The sequence below is a fragment of the Phyllobacterium sp. SYP-B3895 genome (assembly GCF_009647635.1).
In the GTDB taxonomy this organism is placed as follows: domain Bacteria; phylum Pseudomonadota; class Alphaproteobacteria; order Rhizobiales; family Rhizobiaceae; genus Phyllobacterium; species Phyllobacterium pellucidum.
The window spans coordinates 581433-601584 of record NZ_WJIG01000003.1 but is presented as its reverse complement, the minus strand read 5'-3'; the positions used below and the strand labels follow the sequence as shown (position 1 = coordinate 601584).

The 20152-nt window shown below is 60.0% G+C and carries 16 protein-coding genes; 7 read left to right on the top strand and 9 right to left on the bottom strand.

From position 1 onward, the window contains the following. Positions 1-28: 28 nt before the first annotated feature. On the top strand, positions 29-286 hold the full coding sequence (locus tag GF108_RS15455) for a hypothetical protein (RefSeq protein WP_246663967.1): 258 nt from the start codon (positions 29-31) through the stop codon (positions 284-286). A gap of 220 nt (positions 287-506) precedes the next feature. Then, positions 507-1505, top strand: coding sequence for a GlxA family transcriptional regulator (locus GF108_RS15450; protein ID WP_027231808.1), 999 nt, complete (start codon positions 507-509; stop codon positions 1503-1505). A gap of 1 nt (position 1506) precedes the next feature. Here GF108_RS15450 and GF108_RS15445 read toward each other — a convergent pair whose 3' ends face one another. The 5 genes from GF108_RS15445 to GF108_RS15425 all read right to left on the bottom strand — a co-directional run bounded on the left by GF108_RS15445 (position 1507) and on the right by GF108_RS15425 (position 8407). Continuing rightward, a complete protein-coding gene (locus GF108_RS15445) occupies positions 1507-2358 on the bottom strand; it encodes a DUF1194 domain-containing protein (RefSeq protein ID WP_153668795.1) in 852 nt (283 codons plus the stop codon). Positions 2359-2499: 141 nt separating this feature from the next. Next, the gene (locus tag GF108_RS15440) at positions 2500-5016 is read right to left on the bottom strand and encodes an FAD-dependent oxidoreductase (RefSeq protein ID WP_153668793.1); all 2517 of its coding nucleotides are present in this window, start codon (positions 5014-5016) and stop codon (positions 2500-2502) included. A gap of 227 nt (positions 5017-5243) precedes the next feature. After that, on the bottom strand, positions 5244-5507 hold the full coding sequence (locus tag GF108_RS15435) for a hypothetical protein (RefSeq protein ID WP_027231811.1): 264 nt from the start codon (positions 5505-5507) through the stop codon (positions 5244-5246). A 120-nt stretch (positions 5508-5627) separates the two neighbouring features. Continuing rightward, the gene (locus GF108_RS15430; RefSeq protein ID WP_370462186.1) at positions 5628-8078 is read right to left on the bottom strand and encodes a mechanosensitive ion channel domain-containing protein; all 2451 of its coding nucleotides are present in this window, start codon (positions 8076-8078) and stop codon (positions 5628-5630) included. Beyond that, on the bottom strand, positions 8075-8407 hold the full coding sequence (locus GF108_RS15425; protein ID WP_153668791.1) for a hypothetical protein: 333 nt from the start codon (positions 8405-8407) through the stop codon (positions 8075-8077). Before GF108_RS15425 ends, GF108_RS15430 begins: the two co-directional genes overlap by 4 nt. Here GF108_RS15425 and GF108_RS15420 point away from each other — a divergent pair. From GF108_RS15420 to GF108_RS15410, 3 genes are read left to right on the top strand one after another with little or no spacing between them, the layout of a single operon-like run. Beyond that, a complete protein-coding gene (locus GF108_RS15420; RefSeq protein WP_027231813.1) occupies positions 8400-8675 on the top strand; it encodes a sarcosine oxidase subunit delta in 276 nt (91 codons plus the stop codon). The two genes, GF108_RS15425 and GF108_RS15420, sit on opposite strands and share 8 nt — an antisense overlap. Then, positions 8672-11659 carry a sarcosine oxidase subunit alpha family protein gene (locus GF108_RS15415; protein ID WP_153668788.1) on the top strand — a complete coding sequence of 996 codons (2988 nt, stop codon included), beginning with the start codon at positions 8672-8674 and terminating at the stop codon, positions 11657-11659. Before GF108_RS15420 ends, GF108_RS15415 begins: the two co-directional genes overlap by 4 nt. Further along, the gene (locus GF108_RS15410) at positions 11652-12239 is read left to right on the top strand and encodes a sarcosine oxidase subunit gamma (protein ID WP_153668786.1); all 588 of its coding nucleotides are present in this window, start codon (positions 11652-11654) and stop codon (positions 12237-12239) included. Before GF108_RS15415 ends, GF108_RS15410 begins: the two co-directional genes overlap by 8 nt. Before the next feature lie 3 nt (positions 12240-12242). On the opposite strand, the gene GF108_RS15405 is transcribed toward GF108_RS15410, so the two are convergent. The 4 genes from GF108_RS15405 to GF108_RS15390 form a co-directional block, all read right to left on the bottom strand. Continuing rightward, positions 12243-13454: an FAD-binding oxidoreductase gene (locus GF108_RS15405; protein ID WP_153668784.1), complete on the bottom strand. Its 1212-nt coding sequence runs from the start codon at positions 13452-13454 to the stop codon at positions 12243-12245. Positions 13455-13516: 62 nt separating this feature from the next. Further along, entirely contained in the window at positions 13517-14827 is a 1311-nt protein-coding gene (guaD, locus tag GF108_RS15400; RefSeq protein ID WP_153668782.1) for a guanine deaminase, read from the bottom strand. After that, positions 14824-16053 carry a urate hydroxylase PuuD gene (locus tag GF108_RS15395; RefSeq protein WP_153668780.1) on the bottom strand — a complete coding sequence of 410 codons (1230 nt, stop codon included), beginning with the start codon at positions 16051-16053 and terminating at the stop codon, positions 14824-14826. Before GF108_RS15395 ends, guaD begins: the two co-directional genes overlap by 4 nt. Before the next feature lie 54 nt (positions 16054-16107). Then, the gene (locus tag GF108_RS15390; protein WP_153668778.1) at positions 16108-16818 is read right to left on the bottom strand and encodes a 2OG-Fe(II) oxygenase; all 711 of its coding nucleotides are present in this window, start codon (positions 16816-16818) and stop codon (positions 16108-16110) included. 202 nt (positions 16819-17020) lie between these two features. Between GF108_RS15390 and GF108_RS15385 the strand changes: the two genes are divergently transcribed. After that, on the top strand, positions 17021-17449 hold the full coding sequence (locus GF108_RS15385) for a hypothetical protein (protein WP_153668776.1): 429 nt from the start codon (positions 17021-17023) through the stop codon (positions 17447-17449). Positions 17450-17551: 102 nt separating this feature from the next. Next, positions 17552-20080, top strand: a complete 2529-nt coding sequence (secD, locus tag GF108_RS15380; protein WP_153668774.1) for a protein translocase subunit SecD — start codon at positions 17552-17554, stop codon at positions 20078-20080. Positions 20081-20152: the final 72 nt, after the last annotated feature.

Here is a 20152-nt window from a genome sequence, read left to right as displayed (position 1 = left end):
GCCACCGTAACCTTGAGAGGAGAAGACAATGTCTACCTATCACGAACTCTATCATCGCAATGCAAGCGTAGCCGAGCGTCTCGCATCATTCGCAACCGATCAGCTGAACCGCTGGGCCGAAGGCCTGAACTATGCTCGCCAGCTCATTGCTCGCCGCCGCCGGCTGCGCGAAACGGAATTGGCCCTTGATTCGCTCCCCGATAGCATCCGTTGCGACATCGGCTGGCCGGACCTCTATGAACGACAGATCAGGGACTACAACGAAATCAAGCCTACCCGGCGCTAAGATCATGAGACTAGCCTTGTAAGGGAGCGGATAACGGCGTATCCGCTCCCTTTTATCATATGTGATCCCTGCGCTTTTGCGACACAGGGCAAGACCCTTCCATTTAGAATAATTCTATGTTTCTATCTGCAAAAAAGCTCAAAAGACCACAGCGATAATCTGAAGCCACTGCTTCAGTTGCGACATGGCCTTGAAGCCAATAGCGGGAACACAGAATCAAATGGATCATGTTGGTCTGACCAAGCGGTCTTTCGTATTTTTCCTCGTACCCAACTTTTCGATGATCGCATTTGCGACAGCGATCGAGCCGCTGCGCATTGCCAATAGAATGCTTGGATACGAAGCCTATCGCTGGCGCCTTGCTTCCGTGGATGGGAAGCCGGTGACGGCATCCAACGGCGTCGAATGCGCCGCATCCTCATCCCTGGAAGACGAACGTCGCTACCTCACCGGCGGAGATCGACCGTCCATGGTCTTTGTCTGCTCCGGCGTCCACGTCGAGAAATTCCAGAACAAATCCGTGTTCGCGTGGCTCCGCGAAGAGTTCAATCGCGGCGTCGCGGTAGGCGGGCTTTGTACCGGCGCACACATCCTGGCGGCGGCCGGTCTGCTTTCGGGCAAGCGCTGCGCTATCCATTGGGAAAACCTACCGGGCTTTGCCGAAGCATTCCCCAAGGCAGACGTCTATGCTGATCTCTTTGAGGTTGACGGCAACATCTATACCTGCGCCGGCGGCACCGCGGCGCTCGACATGATGCTCAAGCTCATCGGCGATGATTTCGGCGACAATATCGTCAATCGCGTCTGCGAGCAGGCCCTCACCGACCGTGTTCGCAGCCCGCACGACCGCCAGCGCCTACCGCTGCGGGCGCGCCTTGGCGTTCAGAACTCCAAGGTCCTGACGATTATTGAACTCATGGAAGCGCGCCTCTCCGAACCTTTGTCGCTGATCGAGATCGCCGATCATGTCGGCCTGTCGCGCCGGCAGATCGAGCGGCTCTTCCGCCAGGAAATGGGCAGATCCCCTGCCCGCTACTATCTTGAAATCCGCCTCGACCGCGCGCGCCACCTGCTGATCCAGTCGTCAATGCCGATTGTCGAGGTCGCCGTTGCCTGCGGTTTCGTCTCCGCTTCGCATTTCTCCAAATGCTACCGCGAACTCTACGGCCGCTCGCCGCAACAGGAGCGCGCGGACCGCAAGCAATTGATGGCCGCCTGATTTACCGGGATTCCCAGTCCTGCATGCGGCGCTGCCATATGCGCTCGCCGGAAAGGCAATCATACATGGGCTTGTCTTCAGCGAGGATGACGGGCAGTTTCCCTGCATCCCGCCAATCGGCCTTCTGCACCACTGGCGACTTGCCTGCGAGTTCCAGCACCAGCTTGCGGCGGACCGCCTCCGGGAACTGATCCCATGAATTGACGGGGATCATGAAGGCGCCGGGACCGCCGATCACGCAGTTGCTGTAATAGATGTCGAGATCGGCAACGGCCCAGTCTGAATAGAAATCGCCCCGCGTCATCAGCGGCAACCCATTGACGACGATGCCCTTGGCCACCGCCTCATTGCGTGCATCGGCTACCGGACGGCCATTATTGTTGGCGCCGTCGCCGGAAATATCGATAACCTTGCGCATGCCCTTGAAGCCGTTATTGTCGAACAGCGAACTGCCGAAATCGATTGCACCGGAAATTGACGTGCGGCTTTGGGTTGAAGGTATCGGCTGGTCCAGCGCATCCGCCAGTTTCTGCGATGCTTCCGCACTATCGACCAGCGTCCAGGGAATGATGATCCGCTGCACGGTCGAGCCGGCCCATTCGACATAGGTGATCGCGACGCGCCCGTTCACCCCTTCGCGAATGGCATCAATAACTTCCTTGCGCCGAAACGCGGCGATATAGCCTTCGCGCTGAATCTTCTGCTCGAAAGGCTCCATTGAGCGCGAAGCATCGACGGCAAGAACAAGTTCGACGTCCACATCGAGATCGGCGGCAAGCGCGCGCGTTTCAAAGCTGGCGATCAGTGCCGCCAGTGACAGAAAACTGCAGAGAGCTTTCCTTCGCGATGACATGAAGCAAAGTGTAGCGCAAAACGATGCAACGCAAAGCAACTTCCAGTGCGTTCACATTCTGTTGAACAACCACAGGTTCAAAAGCAGAAACGGCGCCTCCACGGCGCCGTCCAGCATTTCATGTTCGCTATTGCGAAGGCGCTACGCCTTTAGCCGTTCGTTCTCGGTGTCGAACGGCGATTCCGGAATGACGGTAACCTTGTGCATCTTGTCGAGGATCTTGATCTCGAGTTGTGTGCCAAGCGCCGAATATTCCGGCTTGACCATGGCGAGTGCAATGCTTTTGCCGAGGCGCCAGCCATAACCGCCATGGGTGGCGCGGCCGACGAGTTCGCCTTTCACATAGATCGGTTCGCTGCCGCGAGCATCGACGTCAGAGACACCCGGCACCTGCACTTCAAGCGTGACAAAATTCCATTTCAAGCCGTCTTCGCGAGCCTTCACCACCGCGTCGCGGCCAATGAACTCGCCCTTGTTCGGGTGCACGAAACGATCAAGACCGCTTTCGAAGGCATTGTATTCGATCGACAATTCGCGCGGGATCAGACGGTACGACTTCTCGACGGCCATAGCCGTCATCGCGCGGATGCCGAACGGCTTGATACCGAATTCGGCACCGGCCTCGAGCAGGAGATCGTAGATCGTATTCTGCTGCTCGATCGGATGATGCAGTTCCCAGCCAAGCTCGCCAACGAAGTTGACGCGCAGCGCATGTGCTGTTGCCGTTCCGACGCTGATCTCCTTGCCCGAAAGCCAGGGGAAAGCTTCGTTGGAAAGATCGGCGCGGGTGAGCTTTTCCAGAACCTGCCGGCTCTTCGGACCCGCAAGCACGAGGACCCCGTACATCTGGGTAATCGGGCGCAGCGTCACCGAACCATCGTCGGGCAGCAGCTTGTGCAGATAATCGTGGTCGTGGTTTTCATAGGCACCGGCCGAGACAAGGTAGAACTTGCCGGGCGCCCATTCATATACGGTGAACTCCGAACGCACGCCGCCGCGCGTCGTCAGAAGATGGCAAAGGGCGATCCGGCCCTGCTTCTTCGGGATGCGATTGGCAAGGATCGAGTCGAGCCAGGCGCGCGCGCCAGGTCCGGTAACTTCCATCTTGGCGAAGGCCGACATGTCGAGCAGGCCGACATTGTTGGTGACATTCTTGATCTCGTTGCCGACATGCTCGAAATAGTTGGAGCGGCGGAACGACCAAAGTTCCTTCACCTTGCCTTCGGCATCCGGCTTCGGATGGTTCTGGTTCATGAGAACATCGGGCTTTTCCAGCTTGGCGACGTCGAGCCCATAACCTTCAGGGGCAAACCAGTTGGCCCGTTCCCAGCCATAGACGGTTCCGAACACGGCGCCGAGCCTCTTCTGGCGGTCATAGGACGGCGAACGCTTGAGCGGCCGCGCTGCGCCGCGTTCTTCATCCGGGTAGTGGACCGAAAAGACCTCGGCGTAGGCTTCCTCGTTCTTCTCCTTGAGATAGCCTTCGGTCGCATAGGGACCGAAGCGGCGCGGATCGACGCCCATCATGTCGATTGAGGGTTCTCCCTCGACGATCCATTCGGCCAACTGCCAGCCAGCGCCGCCAGCGGCTGTCACGCCGAAGGAGTGGCCTTCGTTGAGCCAGAAATTCTTCAGGCGCGGCGCAGGTCCAATGATTGGCGAGCCGTCAGGTGTATAGGCGATCGCGCCGTTATAAACCTTCTTGATGCCGACCTCGGCAAAGGCGGGTACACGGGCAATCGCGGTTTCGATGTGCGGTTCGAGCCGGTCGAGATCCTCCTGGAAGAGTTCGTACTCGCTCTCGTCCGACGGACCATCGACATAACAGACCGGCGCGCCTTTCTCGTAAGGTCCGAGCAGCAGGCCGCCATTTTCCTCGCGCATATACCAGGAAGAATCGCTTTCGCGCAGGACGCCCATTTCCGGCAGGCCCTTGGCCTTGCGCTCCAGGATCGCCGGATGCGGCTCGGTAACGATGTACTGGTGTTCCACCGGAATGACGGGAACATCAAGGCCGACCATCTTGCCGGTCTTGCGGGCAAAGTTGCCAGTTGCCGATACGACGTGTTCAGCGGTGATGTCACCCTTGTCCGTCTTCACCAGCCACTGGCCGGACGGCAGTTGCTCGATGCCGAGCACGGTCGTGTAGCGATAGATGGTTGCGCCACGATCGCGAGCGCCCTTGGCGAGCGCCTGCGTGAGGTCCGCTGGCTGGATATATCCATCATCCGGATGCTGGATCGCGCCGAGAATGCCGTCGATTTCGGCGAGCGGCCAAATTTCCTTGACCTGCTGCGGCGTCAGAACCTTGACCGGGACGCCGATCGTCTCGGCGACGCCTGCATAATACATGTACTCGTCCCAGCGGTCCTTGGTGCGGGCGAGACGAATATTGGAGCAATTGGTGAAGCCGACATTCATGCCGGTTTCCTTCTGCAGTTCCTGATAGAACTTGACCGAGTACTTGTGGATCTGGCCGACCGAGTAGCTCATGTTGAACAGCGGCAGCAATCCGGCCGCATGCCAGGTTGAGCCCGAGGTGAGTTCCTTGCGCTCGATCAGGACAACGTCGCTCCAGCCCTTCTTGGCAAGATGATAGAGCGTCGAGACGCCCACCACACCACCGCCGATAACGACAACACGCGCCTCAGTCTTCATTGCACTTTATCCTTTGATATCGATCGATGGGCGAAAAGCTTGCGCCGGTTTTTTGCACTATGCCGCCCAGCATGTCCATCGCTAAGGCCTGTTTGCGACATGGCGAAAACACGCCGCGACGCGTGGCAAACAGTCAAGGACTTGCTAGGTCATCCGGTGCCCCAAAAACCAATGGCCGGCTGAAAATCAATCCAGCCAGCCACCGTTCTTTCAAGCATTTCGTCAGGCTATTTGATCGAGATCTTGCCGCCAGTCATTTCTACGGTCTCGCCACCAGTCAGTGCCTCGCGGTCGCCGTTCGGAAAGGTGACGAAGCAACCGCCGCTGCAGAACTCCACAGTCTCACCGGCGCCAACCTGCAACTGCGTCTTTGTCGAACCTTCGGTCACGACAAGCGTCTGCGCATTGGTGTCATTGTTCTTTACGCTCGCCGCATAGGCCGATCCGATCGAGATCGCACTCGCCACAACGGCAATCACAAACTTCTTCATTCCATACCCGGTGGTAGCCACCGCCCCTGTTGCAGGGCCCCGCCAGGCCCTTTGTCACCCACATTTATAACGGCATCAACGTGAACGGCAACTGAACACTGGAGCCCCGGGCGCAAGCGACTATTGCTTGAACTTCTTGCCATCTGCCGCGAGTTCGTCGCGCACGCGCTTGGTCAGGAGTTCGACGATCGAATCCGCATCCTCCAAATGCAGGTTCACGTCGCGCTGAGGATAGGGAATTTCGATTCCTTCTTCTGAGAAGCGATCGATGATGGCAAATCGAACGTCGTTCTGGACCGTGCCGGAATTGGACAGATCGGCAAGGTGAACCCTTATTTCGAATTGCATGGTCGAATCGAGGATTGCCGAGAACGCCACGAAGGGTTCCGGGTTCTTGAGCACCAGAGGATGGCTGCGGGCGATCTCCATCAACAGGTCATGAACGCGACGAGGATCGACCTTGTGCGAAACGCCGATCGCAATATCAACGCGCCCAAGCTTGTTACGATGCGTCCAGTTGCCGACGCTGCCGTTGATGAACGACGAGTTCGGAATGATGAGCGACTGGCGCTGGAAGGTCTCGACCTCCGTCGCGCGCACGCTGATCTTCTTGACGATGCCGCCGACGCCGCCGGTCTCGATCCAGTCGCCGACCTTGAACGGCCGCTCGGCAAGAAGAATGAGGCCCGAGACGAAGTTCGATACGATTGCCTGCATGCCGAAACCGATACCGAGCGAGAGACCACCGGCAACGAGCGCGAGGCTGGAGAGATTTATGCCCGCTGCGGAGACGCCGATGACAGCGGCAACGCCAAGTCCGAGATAACCGACTGCGGTTCTGATCGAGTTGCGCACGCCGGAATCGAGCTTGCCACGCGCCATGACGCGCGTGTCGAGCCAGCCCTGGAACCAGCGCGTGAAGAAATAGAACAGCGCGAAGAGAAGGACGCCGGTGGCGATGGCGATTAGCGAAATGTTGAAAGAGCCAATCTGGAAGCCGGTGGCGATCGTCAGGAACCATGCCGACATCTCGCTCCACTGGAAGCCCCATAGCAGCAGGATGACTGGGATGCCCAGGATGACGACAAAGACGTTGATGACGATGCTGGCAACGAGACCGAGCTGGTCCATCGTCGTCTCGTCAAGCCCGAACCGCTTCTGTATCGCCTGGCCGAGCTTGGTGCCTGCCAGCGCATTTTCGTCCGACACCGCCCGCGCCGTCAGGAAGCCGAGATACATCGTCACAAGCACGGCGCCGTTGATGATGATCTGCTGCGAAACGAAGCGGGCAAGCCCGATATAGCCGAAGAACGCCGCGATGATAGGAACGAGGCCAATCGTAAAAAGGAATATCCGCATGGCGCGCGGCCAAGGCTTGGTCGCCCCGGTCTCCGCGTCCTCGAGCGGCTTCAGGAAGGCCATGGCAATGATCAGCAAGCCGACAAGGACCGTGGCAAAGAGGCTCTTGGCCACAGTCAGCGACAGCGCCGATGCGGCGATCTGGTTGATCGTATCGGCAATGTAATCAAGTCCGGTGATCGTCGCCGTCGCCGTAATCAGCACCATGAGAATACGGCCCGGCCGCGGCGCGACCCGCACCAGCCGCCAGTTCGGCGCCCCGGGACAGATTACCGCCTGCGCCAGGGCGTGCACGAAGAAGACGATGCCGATCACGCAGAAGAGCATGTAGATCAGGGACGCAATGTCCGGCCGCATCACATTGAAATAGCCCAGGAAAAGGTAAGTCGTCGCCAGAAACACGATCACGGTGAGCGAGCGCATCAGCGTCGACCAGAATGCCACCGCGAGGCGACTGAGATAGGACGGCGCCTCAATGCCCGGATCGCGGAAATAGAGATGGCCGATCGTGCGCCGGCCACCGATCAGCAGTACCAATGCGGCGATACCGGCAAAGAAGGTGGCAGCCAGCATCGATTGCCATTTGAAAGTGACGACAAACCGCCACCAGGACGAGACGAGCCGGTTCATCGTCTGCAGTTCCTGGCCATAGGCGGTGACGATCTCGCTGCCGAGCGAATAGTTGATATCGACCCGCTGCGACAAAGTGTTGGTGAAGAGCTCGCGCCGCGCCTCGCCAATGGCATCGATCATCCGGTTGACCTGTATCAGCAGGTCTTCGGTCTCGCCCAGAACCGCATTGATTTCCGCCTTCTCCGTCGTCAGCCGTATGCGCTCGTCGGTGACGATCTGGGCCTCAGGCGGCTGGCCCTGCGGCGGAGGAGGTCCGAGTTGATCGAGACGAGCGTTGATTTCGGTGATGCGCGGGCGAAACGACACGCCGATATCGAGGAGTTTCTTCGATGTGCCTTCAAGGTTGAGGCGAAGGTCGGCGAGCGTGGCGTCCGTATCGGCCTTCAGCTTCTGCTGGTCGTAGTTCGAGATTTGCTTCTTCACGGCATCGATTGCAGGTCGCTGTTCGGCGACAACTGCCGACTCCACGTCCGGTACGGCGTCCGGCGCCTGTTGTGCGCTTGCATATGGAACCACGGCTGCCAGAAGCATTACCGCGACAATCATCGATACGAACTGCCGGATCATGCGGAAAATCACGATTTCATATCCACCTGTGAACTGTCTTCGTTGCGCATAAGCATACGGATCTCGGCACAATCAAGGCTGTTGTTGATTTCATTGCCTGAATGGTCGGCGCAGCGACAGTGCCCGCCGCAATCGTGGTGATCGAGCTTTGCTTCGGACAGTAGCATAATCTGGGGAATACCATGAAGAGCCGGAGCACACTTCGATCGTGCATTTTGCCCGAATACAACCGGGCTCGTCTTGACCCGTCCCTTGAGTTTCTGCTGGATTGGGCTTCCCGATACCAACGCTGCCATCAACGTCCAAACGATTCGCCTTCGAGACAATGAGATCATGATCATCAAATGCCCCTATTGCGGACCGCGCGACGTCATCGAGTTTACCTATCAGGGCGATGCGACGCGAAAGCGCCCGGAGCCCTTGTCCAATGATCCGGACGTCTGGAACGCCTATGTGTACGACCGCAGCAATCCATCGGGACTGCACCGTGAGTTCTGGCTCCACAGCGGCGGCTGCCGGCAGCATCTGGTCGTCACCCGCGACATGACCACCCATGCCATTTCATCCGTGGCTTTTGCGCGCGACGTTGCGAGCGGTGGACAGGCATGACGAGTTCAAGGCTTCCCAGGGGTGGGCGCATCGAGCGCTCGAAATCGGTTCGCTTCACGTTCGACGGCAAGGCTTACAGCGGTCATCCCGGCGACACGCTCGCTTCGGCGCTGCTTGCGAGCGGCATCACCCTGTTTGGCCGGTCGTTCAAGTATCACCGGCCGCGCGGCGTGTTTGCCGCGGGAAGCGACGAGCCGAATGCGCTTGTCACCGTGCTTTCCGGCGACGTCCGCGAACCGAACGTGCGCGCAACCGAGCTTGAGATCCATGACGGGCTGGTAACCCAGAGCCAGAATCGCTTTCCCTCGCTCGACCATGATTTCATGGCCATCAACCAGCTGGCCGGACCGCTGTTTTCCGCCGGATTTTACTACAAGACGTTCATGGGCCCGGCTATCGGCCCGCTGCGAGGCACGCGGTTCTGGATGTTCTGCGAAAAATTCATTCGCCGCGCCGCCGGCCTTGGCAGGGCCGGAACCGCGCCCGATCCGGATCGCTACGAACGCATGAACGCCTGGTGCGACGTGCTCGTCGTCGGCAGTGGTCCTGCTGGCCTCATTGCAGCGGAAGCAGCTGCCGGCACTGGCGCGCGCGTTATCATTGCTGAAGAAAAGCCGCTTCCGGGAGGTTCGCTGCTCGCCTCGGCCGAGACGATCGACGGCCGCGACCCGTCGGTTTGGGCACGTGAAAAGGCGGCGGCTCTGGCAGCCATGCCGAATGTGCGCTTTCTGACCCGGACGTCGGTTTGGGGCTATTACGACGGCAATGTGCTGACTGCCATCGAACACGTATCCGACTTCAAGCCCAACCGCACCAAGGGACAGCCCCGCCAGCGCCACTGGATCATTCGTACCGGCAAGACCATTCTTGCAACCGGTGCTTTCGAGCGGCCCATGGTCTTCCCGGGCAATGACTGTCCAGGCGTCATGCTCGCCGACGCGGTGCGCCGCTATGCGGTGGAATATGGTGTCGCCGCCGGCAGCAACGTCACGCTCTTCACCAACAATGACAGCGCCTACGAAGCCGCGCGGGCGCTTTCCCTTGCAGGCGTCAATATCATCGCCATCGTCGATGTTCGCGCCGATGTGTCGGGTGCCTGCCGCGATATCGCCACTGCGGCAAACGCCGAGCTTCTGACCGGCCACGCCGTGACTGGAACCCATGCCGGCAAGACGCTGAGTTCGATCACCGTCCAGCATTTCAATGCCGAAACCGGCCGGGTCTCAGGCGCGCCCCGCGAAATCCGCACCGACTGCCTTGGCGTTTCCGGCGGCTGGTCACCGGCCATTCACCTTGCGAGCCAGGCCGGCGGCAAGCCGGAATGGGACGAGGACCTGCAGGCATTCCTGCCGCCCGAACCAAACCAGAACTGGGTGGTGACGGGTGCTGCCGCCGGCTACATGGATACGATCAGCGTGCTCTCCGATGCGGCGACCAAGGGCTCGGCCAAGAGCCGGCTGGTCCTGCCACCTGTCGAAGCGCCGATGCTCGACGCCTCGCCTGCACCTGTGTTCCAGATCGAGCCTTCGGCAAAATCGCAAAAGGCATTCGTCGACTTCCAGCATGATGTGACCGCCGACGATGTTCGCCTCGCCTACCGGGAGGGCTTCCATTCTGTCGAGCATCTCAAGCGCTATACGACCCTCGGCATGGCGACGGATCAGGGCAAAACGTCGAATGTCCCCGGCCTCGCGATCATGGCGGATGCCCGCGGCATCTCGATACCGGAAGCTGGCACGACGCGCTTCCGCCCACCGTTCACGCCGGTGTCGTTTGGCGCTCTTGCCGGCGAACGCTACGGCGACCTGCGTCCGCACCGGCTGACGCCAATGCATGACTGGCACCTCGCCAACGGCGCCAAGATGTACGAGGCCGGTCTTTGGCATCGTCCGATGATCTATGGCAGCCACGGCGAAACGGTCGAGCAGGCCTATGTGCGCGAGGCGCGCGCCGTGCGCCAGAGCGTCGGCATTGTCGATGTTTCGACACTTGGCAAAATCGATATTCAAGGACCGGATGCGGCGGAGCTTCTCGACCGCGTCTATACCAACATGTTCTCGACCCTGCCGGTCGGCAAGGCGCGCTACGGCCTGATGTTGCGCGAGGATGGGCTTGCCTTCGATGACGGCACGACATGGCGGCTCGGCGAGACGCAATTCCTGATGACGACCACGACCGCGAATGCCGGCCCGGTGATGCAGCATCTGGAATACTACCTCGACTGCATCTGGCCGGAACTGCGCGTCCATCTGACCTCGGTCACCGACGTTTGGGCGGGTACGGCCGTTGCCGGACCGAAGGCACGCGCGCTGCTCGAAGCCTGCGTCACCGGCACAAAGGTCGACAATGATACCCTGCCGTTCATGGGCATCGTCCATGGCAAGATCGAGGGCGTACCAGTCATGGTCTGCCGCCTCTCATTCTCGGGCGAACTCGCCTATGAAGTCTATTGCGGTTCGGGCTACGGGACGAGGGTCTGGGAAGCCCTGCTCACGGCCGGTAAACCGTTCGACGTCATGCCCTACGGCCTTGAGGCGCTCGGAACGCTGCGCATCGAGAAGGGGCACGTGACCGGCGCCGAGATCGACGGACGCGCCAGCGCCCATGATCTTCACCTCGACTGGATGCTGTCGAAGAAAAAGCCATTCATCGGCTCCGCCATGCTTGGCCGCGAAGGGCTCAAGGACGAGAACCGCCTTTCGCTCGTCGGCCTGGTCTCGCTCGACAATCAGGCGATCACCGGCGGCAGCCACATCGTCACCGATGCACGGCCGCGCGAGCCCGCCGACAGCTTTGGCCATGTCACCGCCGCCTGCTATTCGCCGGCGCTCGGCAAATATATCGCGCTGGCGCTGGTCAAGCACGGAACGTCGATGATCGGCAATCGCGCCTTCGCCACCGACCTTTTGCGCGGCAGGCACTGCCCGGTCGAGATTGTCAGCCACCATATGTATGATCCAGAAGGGAGCCGCATTCATGGCTGAGCTTCAATCGCCAATCGGCTCCGCCTACGTGACGGGCGATCATGGCAATGCCGCCGGCGGGGTCGGCGTGACGATCCGCGAGCGGACCGGACTTTCGATTATCCAGATCACCGCCTGGAGCGATACCATTCCCGAAGTGCTGACCGCCATAGGCAGCGCGACGGGACTCGTCTTGCAGAACAAGCCGGGGCTTGGCCGCGTTGCTGGCGAGAAGTCAGTGTTCGGCTTTGCGCCCGGACGCTATTTTGTCGTCGCCGCAACACCGGAGCTCGAGCTGCGCCTGCGCTCCGTCATTTCCGCCGAGCTTGCGACGATCATCGACCTCACACACGGGCGGACGGTGATCCGGGTCAGTGGCCCTGACGCCGAATGGGTACTATCCAAGCTCTTCGCCATCGACTTTTCGGAACACGCCTTTCCTATCGCCTATGGACGGGCGACCGTGCATCACGACATCCACGCCAATATCCAGCGTATCGACGACGAGACCTTCGACCTTTATGTCTTCCGCACCTTTGCGCGGTCGTTCTGGAAGACGCTCGGCCATGCGGCGGAAGAGGTGGGGTACAAGGTCGAATGATCGCTATTTGAAGGCGAAGACATCCGCGTCAGGATCACCAGTGCCGGTGATCTGTCCGCGGATAATCTGCGCGGCGACCATCGAGAACGTAATTCCGTTGCCGCCATAGCCGAGAACGGCATAACAGCGGTTCATGCCGGGTACCGGACCGATTGACGGCAGACCGGTCACACTCGCACCAAAGCTTCCGGTCCATGCATAGTCTGCCTCGGCGCTAACGTCGGGGAACAACTTCTTGAGCTTGGCGAGTATCGCTTTCGTTTTCGCCGGCAGTTTGCCGTCGCGTTTGTCCTCGTCCTCGAACTCCTCATCCTCGCCACCGACGATGATGCGCCCATCCGCCGTCGTGCGCATATAGAGGTAAGGGTCGGAGGCTTCCCAGATCAGGCAGCGTTGCGGCCACGGCGTCTGCTTTTGCGGAACCGTCGCAACGGCCCAGGTCGAGATGATCGAATGCCCCTTTTGCGGCACCTGTTTTGGGATTTCGTATCCGGTCGCGAAGATCAGGTGCTTGCAACGGATCGTCTGTCCGGTCGCAGTCATGGCCCGAACCCCACGTTGGGCCGGTTCGACAGCCACGATGTCGGCGGGCGCGAAGACCTTCGCTCCGCGCCCTATCGCCGTTTTCAAATAGCCTGCTGCAAGCTTGCGCGGATTTGCCTCTATATTGTCGAAGCTCATCAATGCCGCTTCGCGGTCGATGTTGAACACCGTCTTCAGTTCTTCGCGGCCAAGCAACTGCGTTTCAAAACCGGCGCGGCGTCGCGCAGCAAGCTCCTTTTCAAGGCCGTCCTTGTCGAGGAGATTGCCTGCGAGATAAAGCGAATCGCGATTTTCCATCTCGCAATTAATCTGCAGTCGCCGCGTCCGTTCGCGCAGGGCATCGACGGCAAGCTTCGATCGGCGCCATGCCCGCTCGGCATCATTGATGCCGATCTTGCGCGCGAGTTGATGCAGAGGCGTGTCAACTTCAAATTGCAAAAGGGCCGTGCTCGCGGGCGTTGACCCGGTGACCGGTTTGCGCCTGTCGAAGACGCAGACACTGAAACCAGCCTCCGTAAGGCTTTCGGCCATCAGCGCGCCGCTGATGCCCGCCCCGATGATCGCAACATCCGTTCGGATATCTTCGACCAGAAGTTGTGTCTCGATACGGGGTGCCCGTCGGGCGAGCCAGATCGGCTGGCCGGTTCGCAAATCGCGATGTTGTGTGATCATAAGGCTTTCGCAGGTGCGAGGAAGTGACTGCTGCCAAACGGTGCCAATGCTGTTGCGGTTCCCTACAGCGTCGATTTGGCCGGACGGCCCGCTACATAGACCTCGACGATGGACCGGTCGTCGCCCATGGTCTGGAGAAGAAAGAGTTCCTCAACCAGCGTCTCGACCGTTTCCATGCGAAGCCGCATGGCCGGCGTGGCGCCCGCGTCGAGAACGATGCAATCCGCCTCTGTTCCCACTTTAAGCGAACCGATGAAATCTTCCAGCGACAGCGCCCGGGCATTGCCAAGCGTCGCCTGATAGAAGGAACGCAGCGGATGATAGCGCTGCCCCTGGATATTGAGAATCTTGTAGCCTTCATCGAGGGTGCGCAGCATGGAATAGGAAGTCCCGCCGCCGATATCCGTCGCAATGGCGTTGCGGACGGAGGGCTCCGAAGCGCGCAATCGGGCAAGATCGAACAAGCCGCTGCCGATGAACAGATTTGACGTAGGGCAGAAAACCGCAACGGAACGGCTCTCCGCAATAGCGCGGATTTCGGCGTCCGTCAGGTGAATGCAATGGCCGAGAAGCGTTTTCGGCCCCAGCAGCCCAAAGTGCTCGTAGACGTGCGTATAGTCGCGGCTCCACGGGAAGAGTTCGGCGACGAAGGCGATTTCGGCAACATTTTCGCATAGATGCGTCTGAATGTGCAGATCCGGATGTTCGCGGGCAAGCGCGCCGCTCATCTCCAGTTGCTCCGGCGTCGATGTCGGCGCAAAGCGCGGCGTGATGGCGTAGTGTTGGCGGCCCTTGCCATGCCATTCGGCGATGAGCGCCTTGCTGTCGTCATAGCCCGACTGCGCCGTATCAAGGAGACCCGGCGGCGCATTGCGGTCCATCATCACCTTGCCCGCCACCATCCGCGTATTGCGCCGGTGCGATTCGGCGAAAAAAGCCTGAACCGATGTCTTGTGCACTGAACAATAGGCGGCCGCGGTCGTGGTTCCATGGCGGATCAGTTCATCGAAAAATGCCGAGGCGATGCGTTCCGGGTGTCCCTGGTTGGAGAATTTCTGTTCCTCGACGAAGGTGTACTTGTTGAGCCACTCGAGCAACGCACCCGCATAGGAGCCGACCACCTGCATCTGCGGAAAATGGATATGGGCGTCGATGAACCCCGGCATGATCAGGTGCGGGCGATGGTCGATGACCTCCAGGTTGCGGCCCTCGCCCGCCCGCAGCGCCGAAAACTCGTCCACTGCTGCAATCGCGCCATCGCGCAGCAAGAGGCCGCCATCCTCGATGTAGGTGAAGGCGTCGGCGCTCGCCTCGCCTGCCATCGGCTCATCATGGAAGGTCAGAAGGCGGCCGCGCAGCAGAATTTCGGTCATTGCACCGGCTTTCCAGCGGTCGCGCTGCGATACCAGGCGACGAGCAAGGCGCGTTCGGCGTCGGTCACCTGCGTGACATTACCCGGCGGCATCGCATGACTGGCGCCGGCCTGGATATAGATCTCGCTGGCATGCGCGGCGATCAGGTCATCCGTGTCGAGCCTGACGCCCTTCGGCGGCAGCATGATACCCTCCCACGACGGCTCGGCGGAATGGCACATCGAGCAGCGCCCCAACACCGTGTCGCGCACCTGTTCGAAATGTGCCGCGGTCAGGAATGGTTCGGCTGCCCGCGAAACCTTTGCCTCCCCGGTCAAAACCCTGGGGACCGTCGAGAGCCAGATGATGACGATGAACAGTATGGCGCTCGCAAGCCAGGTCCAGTGTGGATTGCCCGTTCCGGCGTGGCGCGAATTGAAATAGTGGCGGATCAAAACACCGATGATGAACACGAGCGACGCGATGATCCAGTTGAACGCCGTGGACGTTGCCAGCGGATAGTGGTTCGACAACATCAGGAAAATGACGGGCAAAGTCAGGTAGTTATTATGCGTCGAGCGTTGTTTTGCCTGCTTGCCGAGCTTGGGATCGGGCGATTTTCCGGCGATGAGGTCAGCGACGACTTTCTTCTGGTTGGGAATAATCAGCAGAAACACATTCGCCGACATGATGGTCGCCGTGAATGCACCGAGATGCAGGAAGGCGGCGCGGCCCGTGAAGAGATGCGTGTAGCCCCAGGCCATGAAGACGATGACACCATAGAGGATGAGCATCAGCGCCGTGTCATTCGCCGCGAGCGGTGATTTGCACAGGAGGTCGTAGATCAGCCAGCCGATCGAGATGGAGGCGAGTGAAATGAGGATCGCGACCCAAGTCGAGACATCGAGCACATTGCGGTCGATGAGATAAAGGTCGGCGCCAGCATAGTAGACGATGCAAAGCAGCGCAAAGCCGGAGAGCCAGGTCGCATAGGATTCCCACTTGAACCAGATGAGGTGCTCGGGCATGTGCGCCGGCGCCACCATATATTTCTGTATGTGGTAGAAGCCGCCGCCATGCACCTGCCACTCCTCGCCGTTGACGCCTGCGGGCAGAGCGGCGTGGCGGCGGAGCCCGAGATCGAGCGCGATAAAATAGAAGGACGATCCGATCCAGGCGATTGCGGTGATGACATGCAGCCAGCGTGCGGCGAAGCTCAGCCATTCCCAGAAAATGAGATAATCCATCGACGCCCCACGAGATTGCCCTGCTACAATGCGGTCGTTCGCGGGTCGATGCAACTATTTCGAATCGTGAAAGATAATGCCGAGCGTGTGACGCTTGCCGCTGCGCAGGCGGCTGACACCGTGGCGCATATTGACCCGGTAATGGCCTCGCGAACCCTTGACCGGACGATTGCTTACCGGAAAGATCACGGCATCGCCTTGCTTCAGCGGCACAACTTCGACGCGTGACTGCATGCGGGGCCGCTGCTCGGTCAGAACGAATTCGCCGCCGCTGAAATCCTCGCCCGGACGCGACAGGAGAAAGGCGGCCTGCAGCGGGAAAACATGCTCGCCATAGATATCCTGATGCAGGCAATTGTAGTCGCCTTCCTTGTATTCGAGCAGCAGCGGCGTCGGGCGGTTCTGACCGGCTGCATGGCAGCGTTCGATGAACGCTGCGTGCTCGCCCGGATACCGCACATCGATGCCCATCAACTCATTCAAATGATTGGCGATCCCGGCCAGTGGCCCGTAAAGCGATTGGCGAAGATCGTTCACCAGCGACGGCAGCGGATAGCTGAAATATTTGTATTCGCCGCGCCCGAAGCCGTGTTTGGCCATGACGATCCGCTTGCGGAAATGGCTGTCGTCCCCGTAACCCGCTGCCAGCTGTTCGCACGCGTTTGGCGACAGCACCCCTTTCAAGATCGCATAGCCGATATCGTCGAGACTTGTCGCAATGTCGTTCCACCGTGTGGTGGCAAGTGGCGTAACGCTGTCAGTCATGTCAGGGCCTCCATGCAATTTCCTATCGGGCTTAGAGTGCGCTTAGCTTGACTGGGTTCCACCCGTTTCCTGCGCGCTGCGCGATTTTTCTTGGTCGAACCGGCCAAACACGTCGATTTTAAGTGACTCAGCCGACAAGACTTCATAATACAGGAACCAACGAGGCGCTTTGCGCCGCGGGAGATTGATATTGGGTAGCGGCATGGACAAGCATGGAAATAGCAGGACAGGAAAGCGCAGCGCTGCTCCGCTCCTAATCTCTATTTTCTGGCTTGTCTCCACGATCGGCGCGGCCCTTGGCGCTTCTTACATGTCGGCGCCGGACCGCAATCTGGCTGAACGGGCGATCGGCGCGGCCAAGTCGCACGAAACACGTGTCGCCCACGAAACCGACAATCACTCGACTCCGGTCGAGCGGCCCATGCGCGTCATCGCGCTTGAAGCGCTGCATCTGAAAATCAAGAGCGGGCTCGGCGCCGACAGCGGTCCCCAGGATGCGTTGCTTCCGGGCGGATCGCAGCTTACGCTCGCTGACCAGACCGGTATCCGGATTTTTGCGCCGAGCGCCACATTGCTTCTCGGCCACGATCCGCTTTTCAGCGCCCGCGCGCCGCCGTGCGCCCTTGGCTGATATCACCATTTCCGGCAGGAAATGACGAACAACTTCGGCGCTCGCCAGGCAGACGCGTAAGCAGTTCCCGGCAGTGCCCCCATCTCATAACGGAAAACGACCATGCGTACTTCGAGGTGGGTCCTCTGGACCTATATTTTCATCATTCTGGCGGGTATTACGCTCGCGCTACCCAATCTTTTCACCAAGGCACAGCTTGATGCGATGCCGGGCTGGTTCCCCAAGAAGCAGGTTGCGCTCGGCCTCGACCTGCGCGGCGGTTCCTATCTGGTTCTCGAAGTTGATGCCGCGGCCCTGAAGAAGGACCGTATCCGCTCGATCCTCGATGACGCGCGCGGCCATTTGCGCACGGCGAAGATCCAGCCGCAGTCGGTGCGTGTTGCCGGCGATTCCGTTATCGTGACGCTTTCCGATCCATCGCAGCGCGATGCTGCCGTTGCTGTCTTGCGTGAATTGTCCTCGCAGGTTGCTCAGGTCGGTTTCGCCGCCCCTGTCAGCGATATCGACATCACGTCGACCGACAATCAGATCCGCCTGACGCTCACCGAGGCCGGCATGAAGGACAAGCTCGACAATGCCTTGCAGCAGAGTCTTGAAATCGTCCGCCGCCGCGTGGACCAGGTCGGCGTCGCCGAACCATCGATCCAGCGCGTCGGTTCCGACCGTATCGTGGTCCAGTTGCCCGGCCTCCAGGATCCGAGCCAGCTGCGTGCCCTGCTCGGCAGCACGGCAAAAATGACGTTCCATATGGTCGCCGACCATGATGCCGGTACCAACCCGCCTCCCGGCGTCTCGATCCTTCCTGACGCCAAGACTCCCGGCGTCACATTTCCGGTCGAGGATCGCGTTGCGATCAGCGGCGAACGGCTGACCGACGCCCGCGCCGCCTTCGACCAGCAGACCAACCAGCCAATCATCACCTTCCGCTTCGATAATGTCGGCGCACGTCAGTTCGCGGACATCACCAGCCAGAATGTCGGTCGGCCGTTCGCCATTGTGCTCGACGGTAAGGTTTTGACCGCACCGGTCATCCAGGTGCCGATCACCGGCGGCTCAGGCCAGATCACCGGCAATTTCACCGTACAGGATACGGTGACGACGGCCGCGCTGCTGCGCGCCGGCGCGCTGCCGGCTCCGCTTACCGTCATCGAAGAGCGGACGGTCGGTCCTGATCTTGGCGGCGACGTCATCAAGATGGGCCTTTTGACCGGCTTCATCGGCTTCGCCCTCGTCGTTGCCTTTATCTTTATCCTCTATAGCGGCTGGGGTCTCATCGCGAACCTTGCCCTTGCTCTCAACGTTGCCCTGACCTTCGGCATATTGAGCTTGCTCGGAGCGACGCTGACACTGCCGGGCATCGCCGCCATCATTCTCGGCATCGGCTTTGCGGTCGACGCGAACATTCTCATCAACGAGCGTATCCGGGAAGAAGCGCGCAAGGGTATCGGCGCGATGGCCGCGGTCGATCGTGGTTTCAGACTTGCCTATTCGACCATTGTCGACGCTAACGCCACGCACCTGATCGCGACGTTCCTGCTGTTCCTTTTCGGCACCGGCCCGGTCCGCGGCTTCGCGATCACCATGATCATCGGCGCCCTCGTCTCGATGTTCACCGCCGTGACCGTCGTTCGCATTATCATGATGGCGATCGTGCGTCGCCGTAAGATGAAGACCATCCGCATCGAGCACCTGTTCAAGCTCGTTCCGGAGAACACGAACATCTCGTTCATGAATGCCCGCTTCTTCGGTATCGGCGTGTCGATCTTCCTGTCGATTGCATCGGTGATCCTGTTCATCCATCCGGGCCTCAACTACGGCATCGACTTCAAGGGCGGTATCCAGGTCGACGTGACGACATCGCAGCCGGCGGATCTGGCCACCATGCGCTCGACGCTCGAAGGTCTCGGCCTCGGCGAAGTCGCCCTGCAGCAGGGCGGCGGCGACAATCGCGTCCTCATCCGCGTCCAGCGTCAGGAAGGCGGCGAAGAGGCGCAGACCGTTGCTGTCACCAAGGTCAAGGATGCCGTGCAAAAGCTTGACCCCGCCGTCAAGTTCGAAAGCTCGGAAGTCGTCGGGCCGAAGGTCAGCGGCGAGCTTGCGCGGTCCGGCATTCTTGCCGTCGTCCTCGCCAGCCTTGCCATGCTGTTCTACATCTGGTGGCGGTTCGAGTGGCATTTCGCGCTGGGCGCCATTGCAACGCTCATTCTCGATACCACCAAGACCGTCGGCTTCTTTGCGCTGATGGGCCTCGACTTCAACCTGACCGCCATCGCCGCATTGCTGACGATCATCGGCTACTCAGTCAACGACAAGGTCGTGGTCTATGACCGTATGCGCGAAAACCTGCGCATCCACAAGAAGATGCCGCTGCGCCAGATCATCGACCTCAGTATCAACCAGACGCTGGCGCGTTGTATCTACACCTCATTGACCGTCTTCCTCGCCATGCTTCCGATGGCGATCTGGGGCGGCAAGGCGGTCGAGAACTTTGCGCTGCCGATGCTCTTCGGCGTCATTATCGCGACAAGTTCCTCGCTCTTTATCGCAGCACCCATCCTGCTCTTGCTTGGAACCTGGTGGGAGAAGAACCACCAGCACCGCATCGGTGAAAAGCCGGTCGCGCAAAGTTGATGCCGCGCGACCAGCACAAAGCCTAAATATTTGCGGCACATGGAAAAAATGCCTTCCATGTGCCGCAGAATT

Bases quoted from the DNA above. Each gene is read 5' to 3' on its own strand.
- GF108_RS15455 (WP_246663967.1), top strand. From the start codon at position 29: ATGTCTACCTATCACGAACTCTATCATCGCAATGCAAGCGTAGCCGAG.
- GF108_RS15450 (WP_027231808.1), top strand. From the start codon at position 507: ATGGATCATGTTGGTCTGACCAAGCGGTCTTTCGTATTTTTCCTCGTA.
- GF108_RS15445 (WP_153668795.1), bottom strand. From the start codon at position 2,358: ATGTCATCGCGAAGGAAAGCTCTCTGCAGTTTTCTGTCACTGGCGGCA.
- GF108_RS15440 (WP_153668793.1), bottom strand. From the start codon at position 5,016: ATGAAGACTGAGGCGCGTGTTGTCGTTATCGGCGGTGGTGTGGTGGGC.
- GF108_RS15435 (WP_027231811.1), bottom strand. From the start codon at position 5,507: ATGAAGAAGTTTGTGATTGCCGTTGTGGCGAGTGCGATCTCGATCGGA.
- GF108_RS15420 (WP_027231813.1), top strand. From the start codon at position 8,400: ATGATCATCAAATGCCCCTATTGCGGACCGCGCGACGTCATCGAGTTT.
- GF108_RS15425 (WP_153668791.1), bottom strand. From the start codon at position 8,407: ATGATCATGATCTCATTGTCTCGAAGGCGAATCGTTTGGACGTTGATG.
- GF108_RS15415 (WP_153668788.1), top strand. From the start codon at position 8,672: ATGACGAGTTCAAGGCTTCCCAGGGGTGGGCGCATCGAGCGCTCGAAA.
- GF108_RS15410 (WP_153668786.1), top strand. From the start codon at position 11,652: ATGGCTGAGCTTCAATCGCCAATCGGCTCCGCCTACGTGACGGGCGAT.
- GF108_RS15405 (WP_153668784.1), bottom strand. From the start codon at position 13,454: ATGATCACACAACATCGCGATTTGCGAACCGGCCAGCCGATCTGGCTC.
- guaD (WP_153668782.1), bottom strand. From the start codon at position 14,827: ATGACCGAAATTCTGCTGCGCGGCCGCCTTCTGACCTTCCATGATGAG.
- GF108_RS15395 (WP_153668780.1), bottom strand. From the start codon at position 16,053: ATGGATTATCTCATTTTCTGGGAATGGCTGAGCTTCGCCGCACGCTGG.
- GF108_RS15390 (WP_153668778.1), bottom strand. From the start codon at position 16,818: ATGACTGACAGCGTTACGCCACTTGCCACCACACGGTGGAACGACATT.
- GF108_RS15385 (WP_153668776.1), top strand. From the start codon at position 17,021: ATGGACAAGCATGGAAATAGCAGGACAGGAAAGCGCAGCGCTGCTCCG.
- secD (WP_153668774.1), top strand. From the start codon at position 17,552: ATGCGTACTTCGAGGTGGGTCCTCTGGACCTATATTTTCATCATTCTG.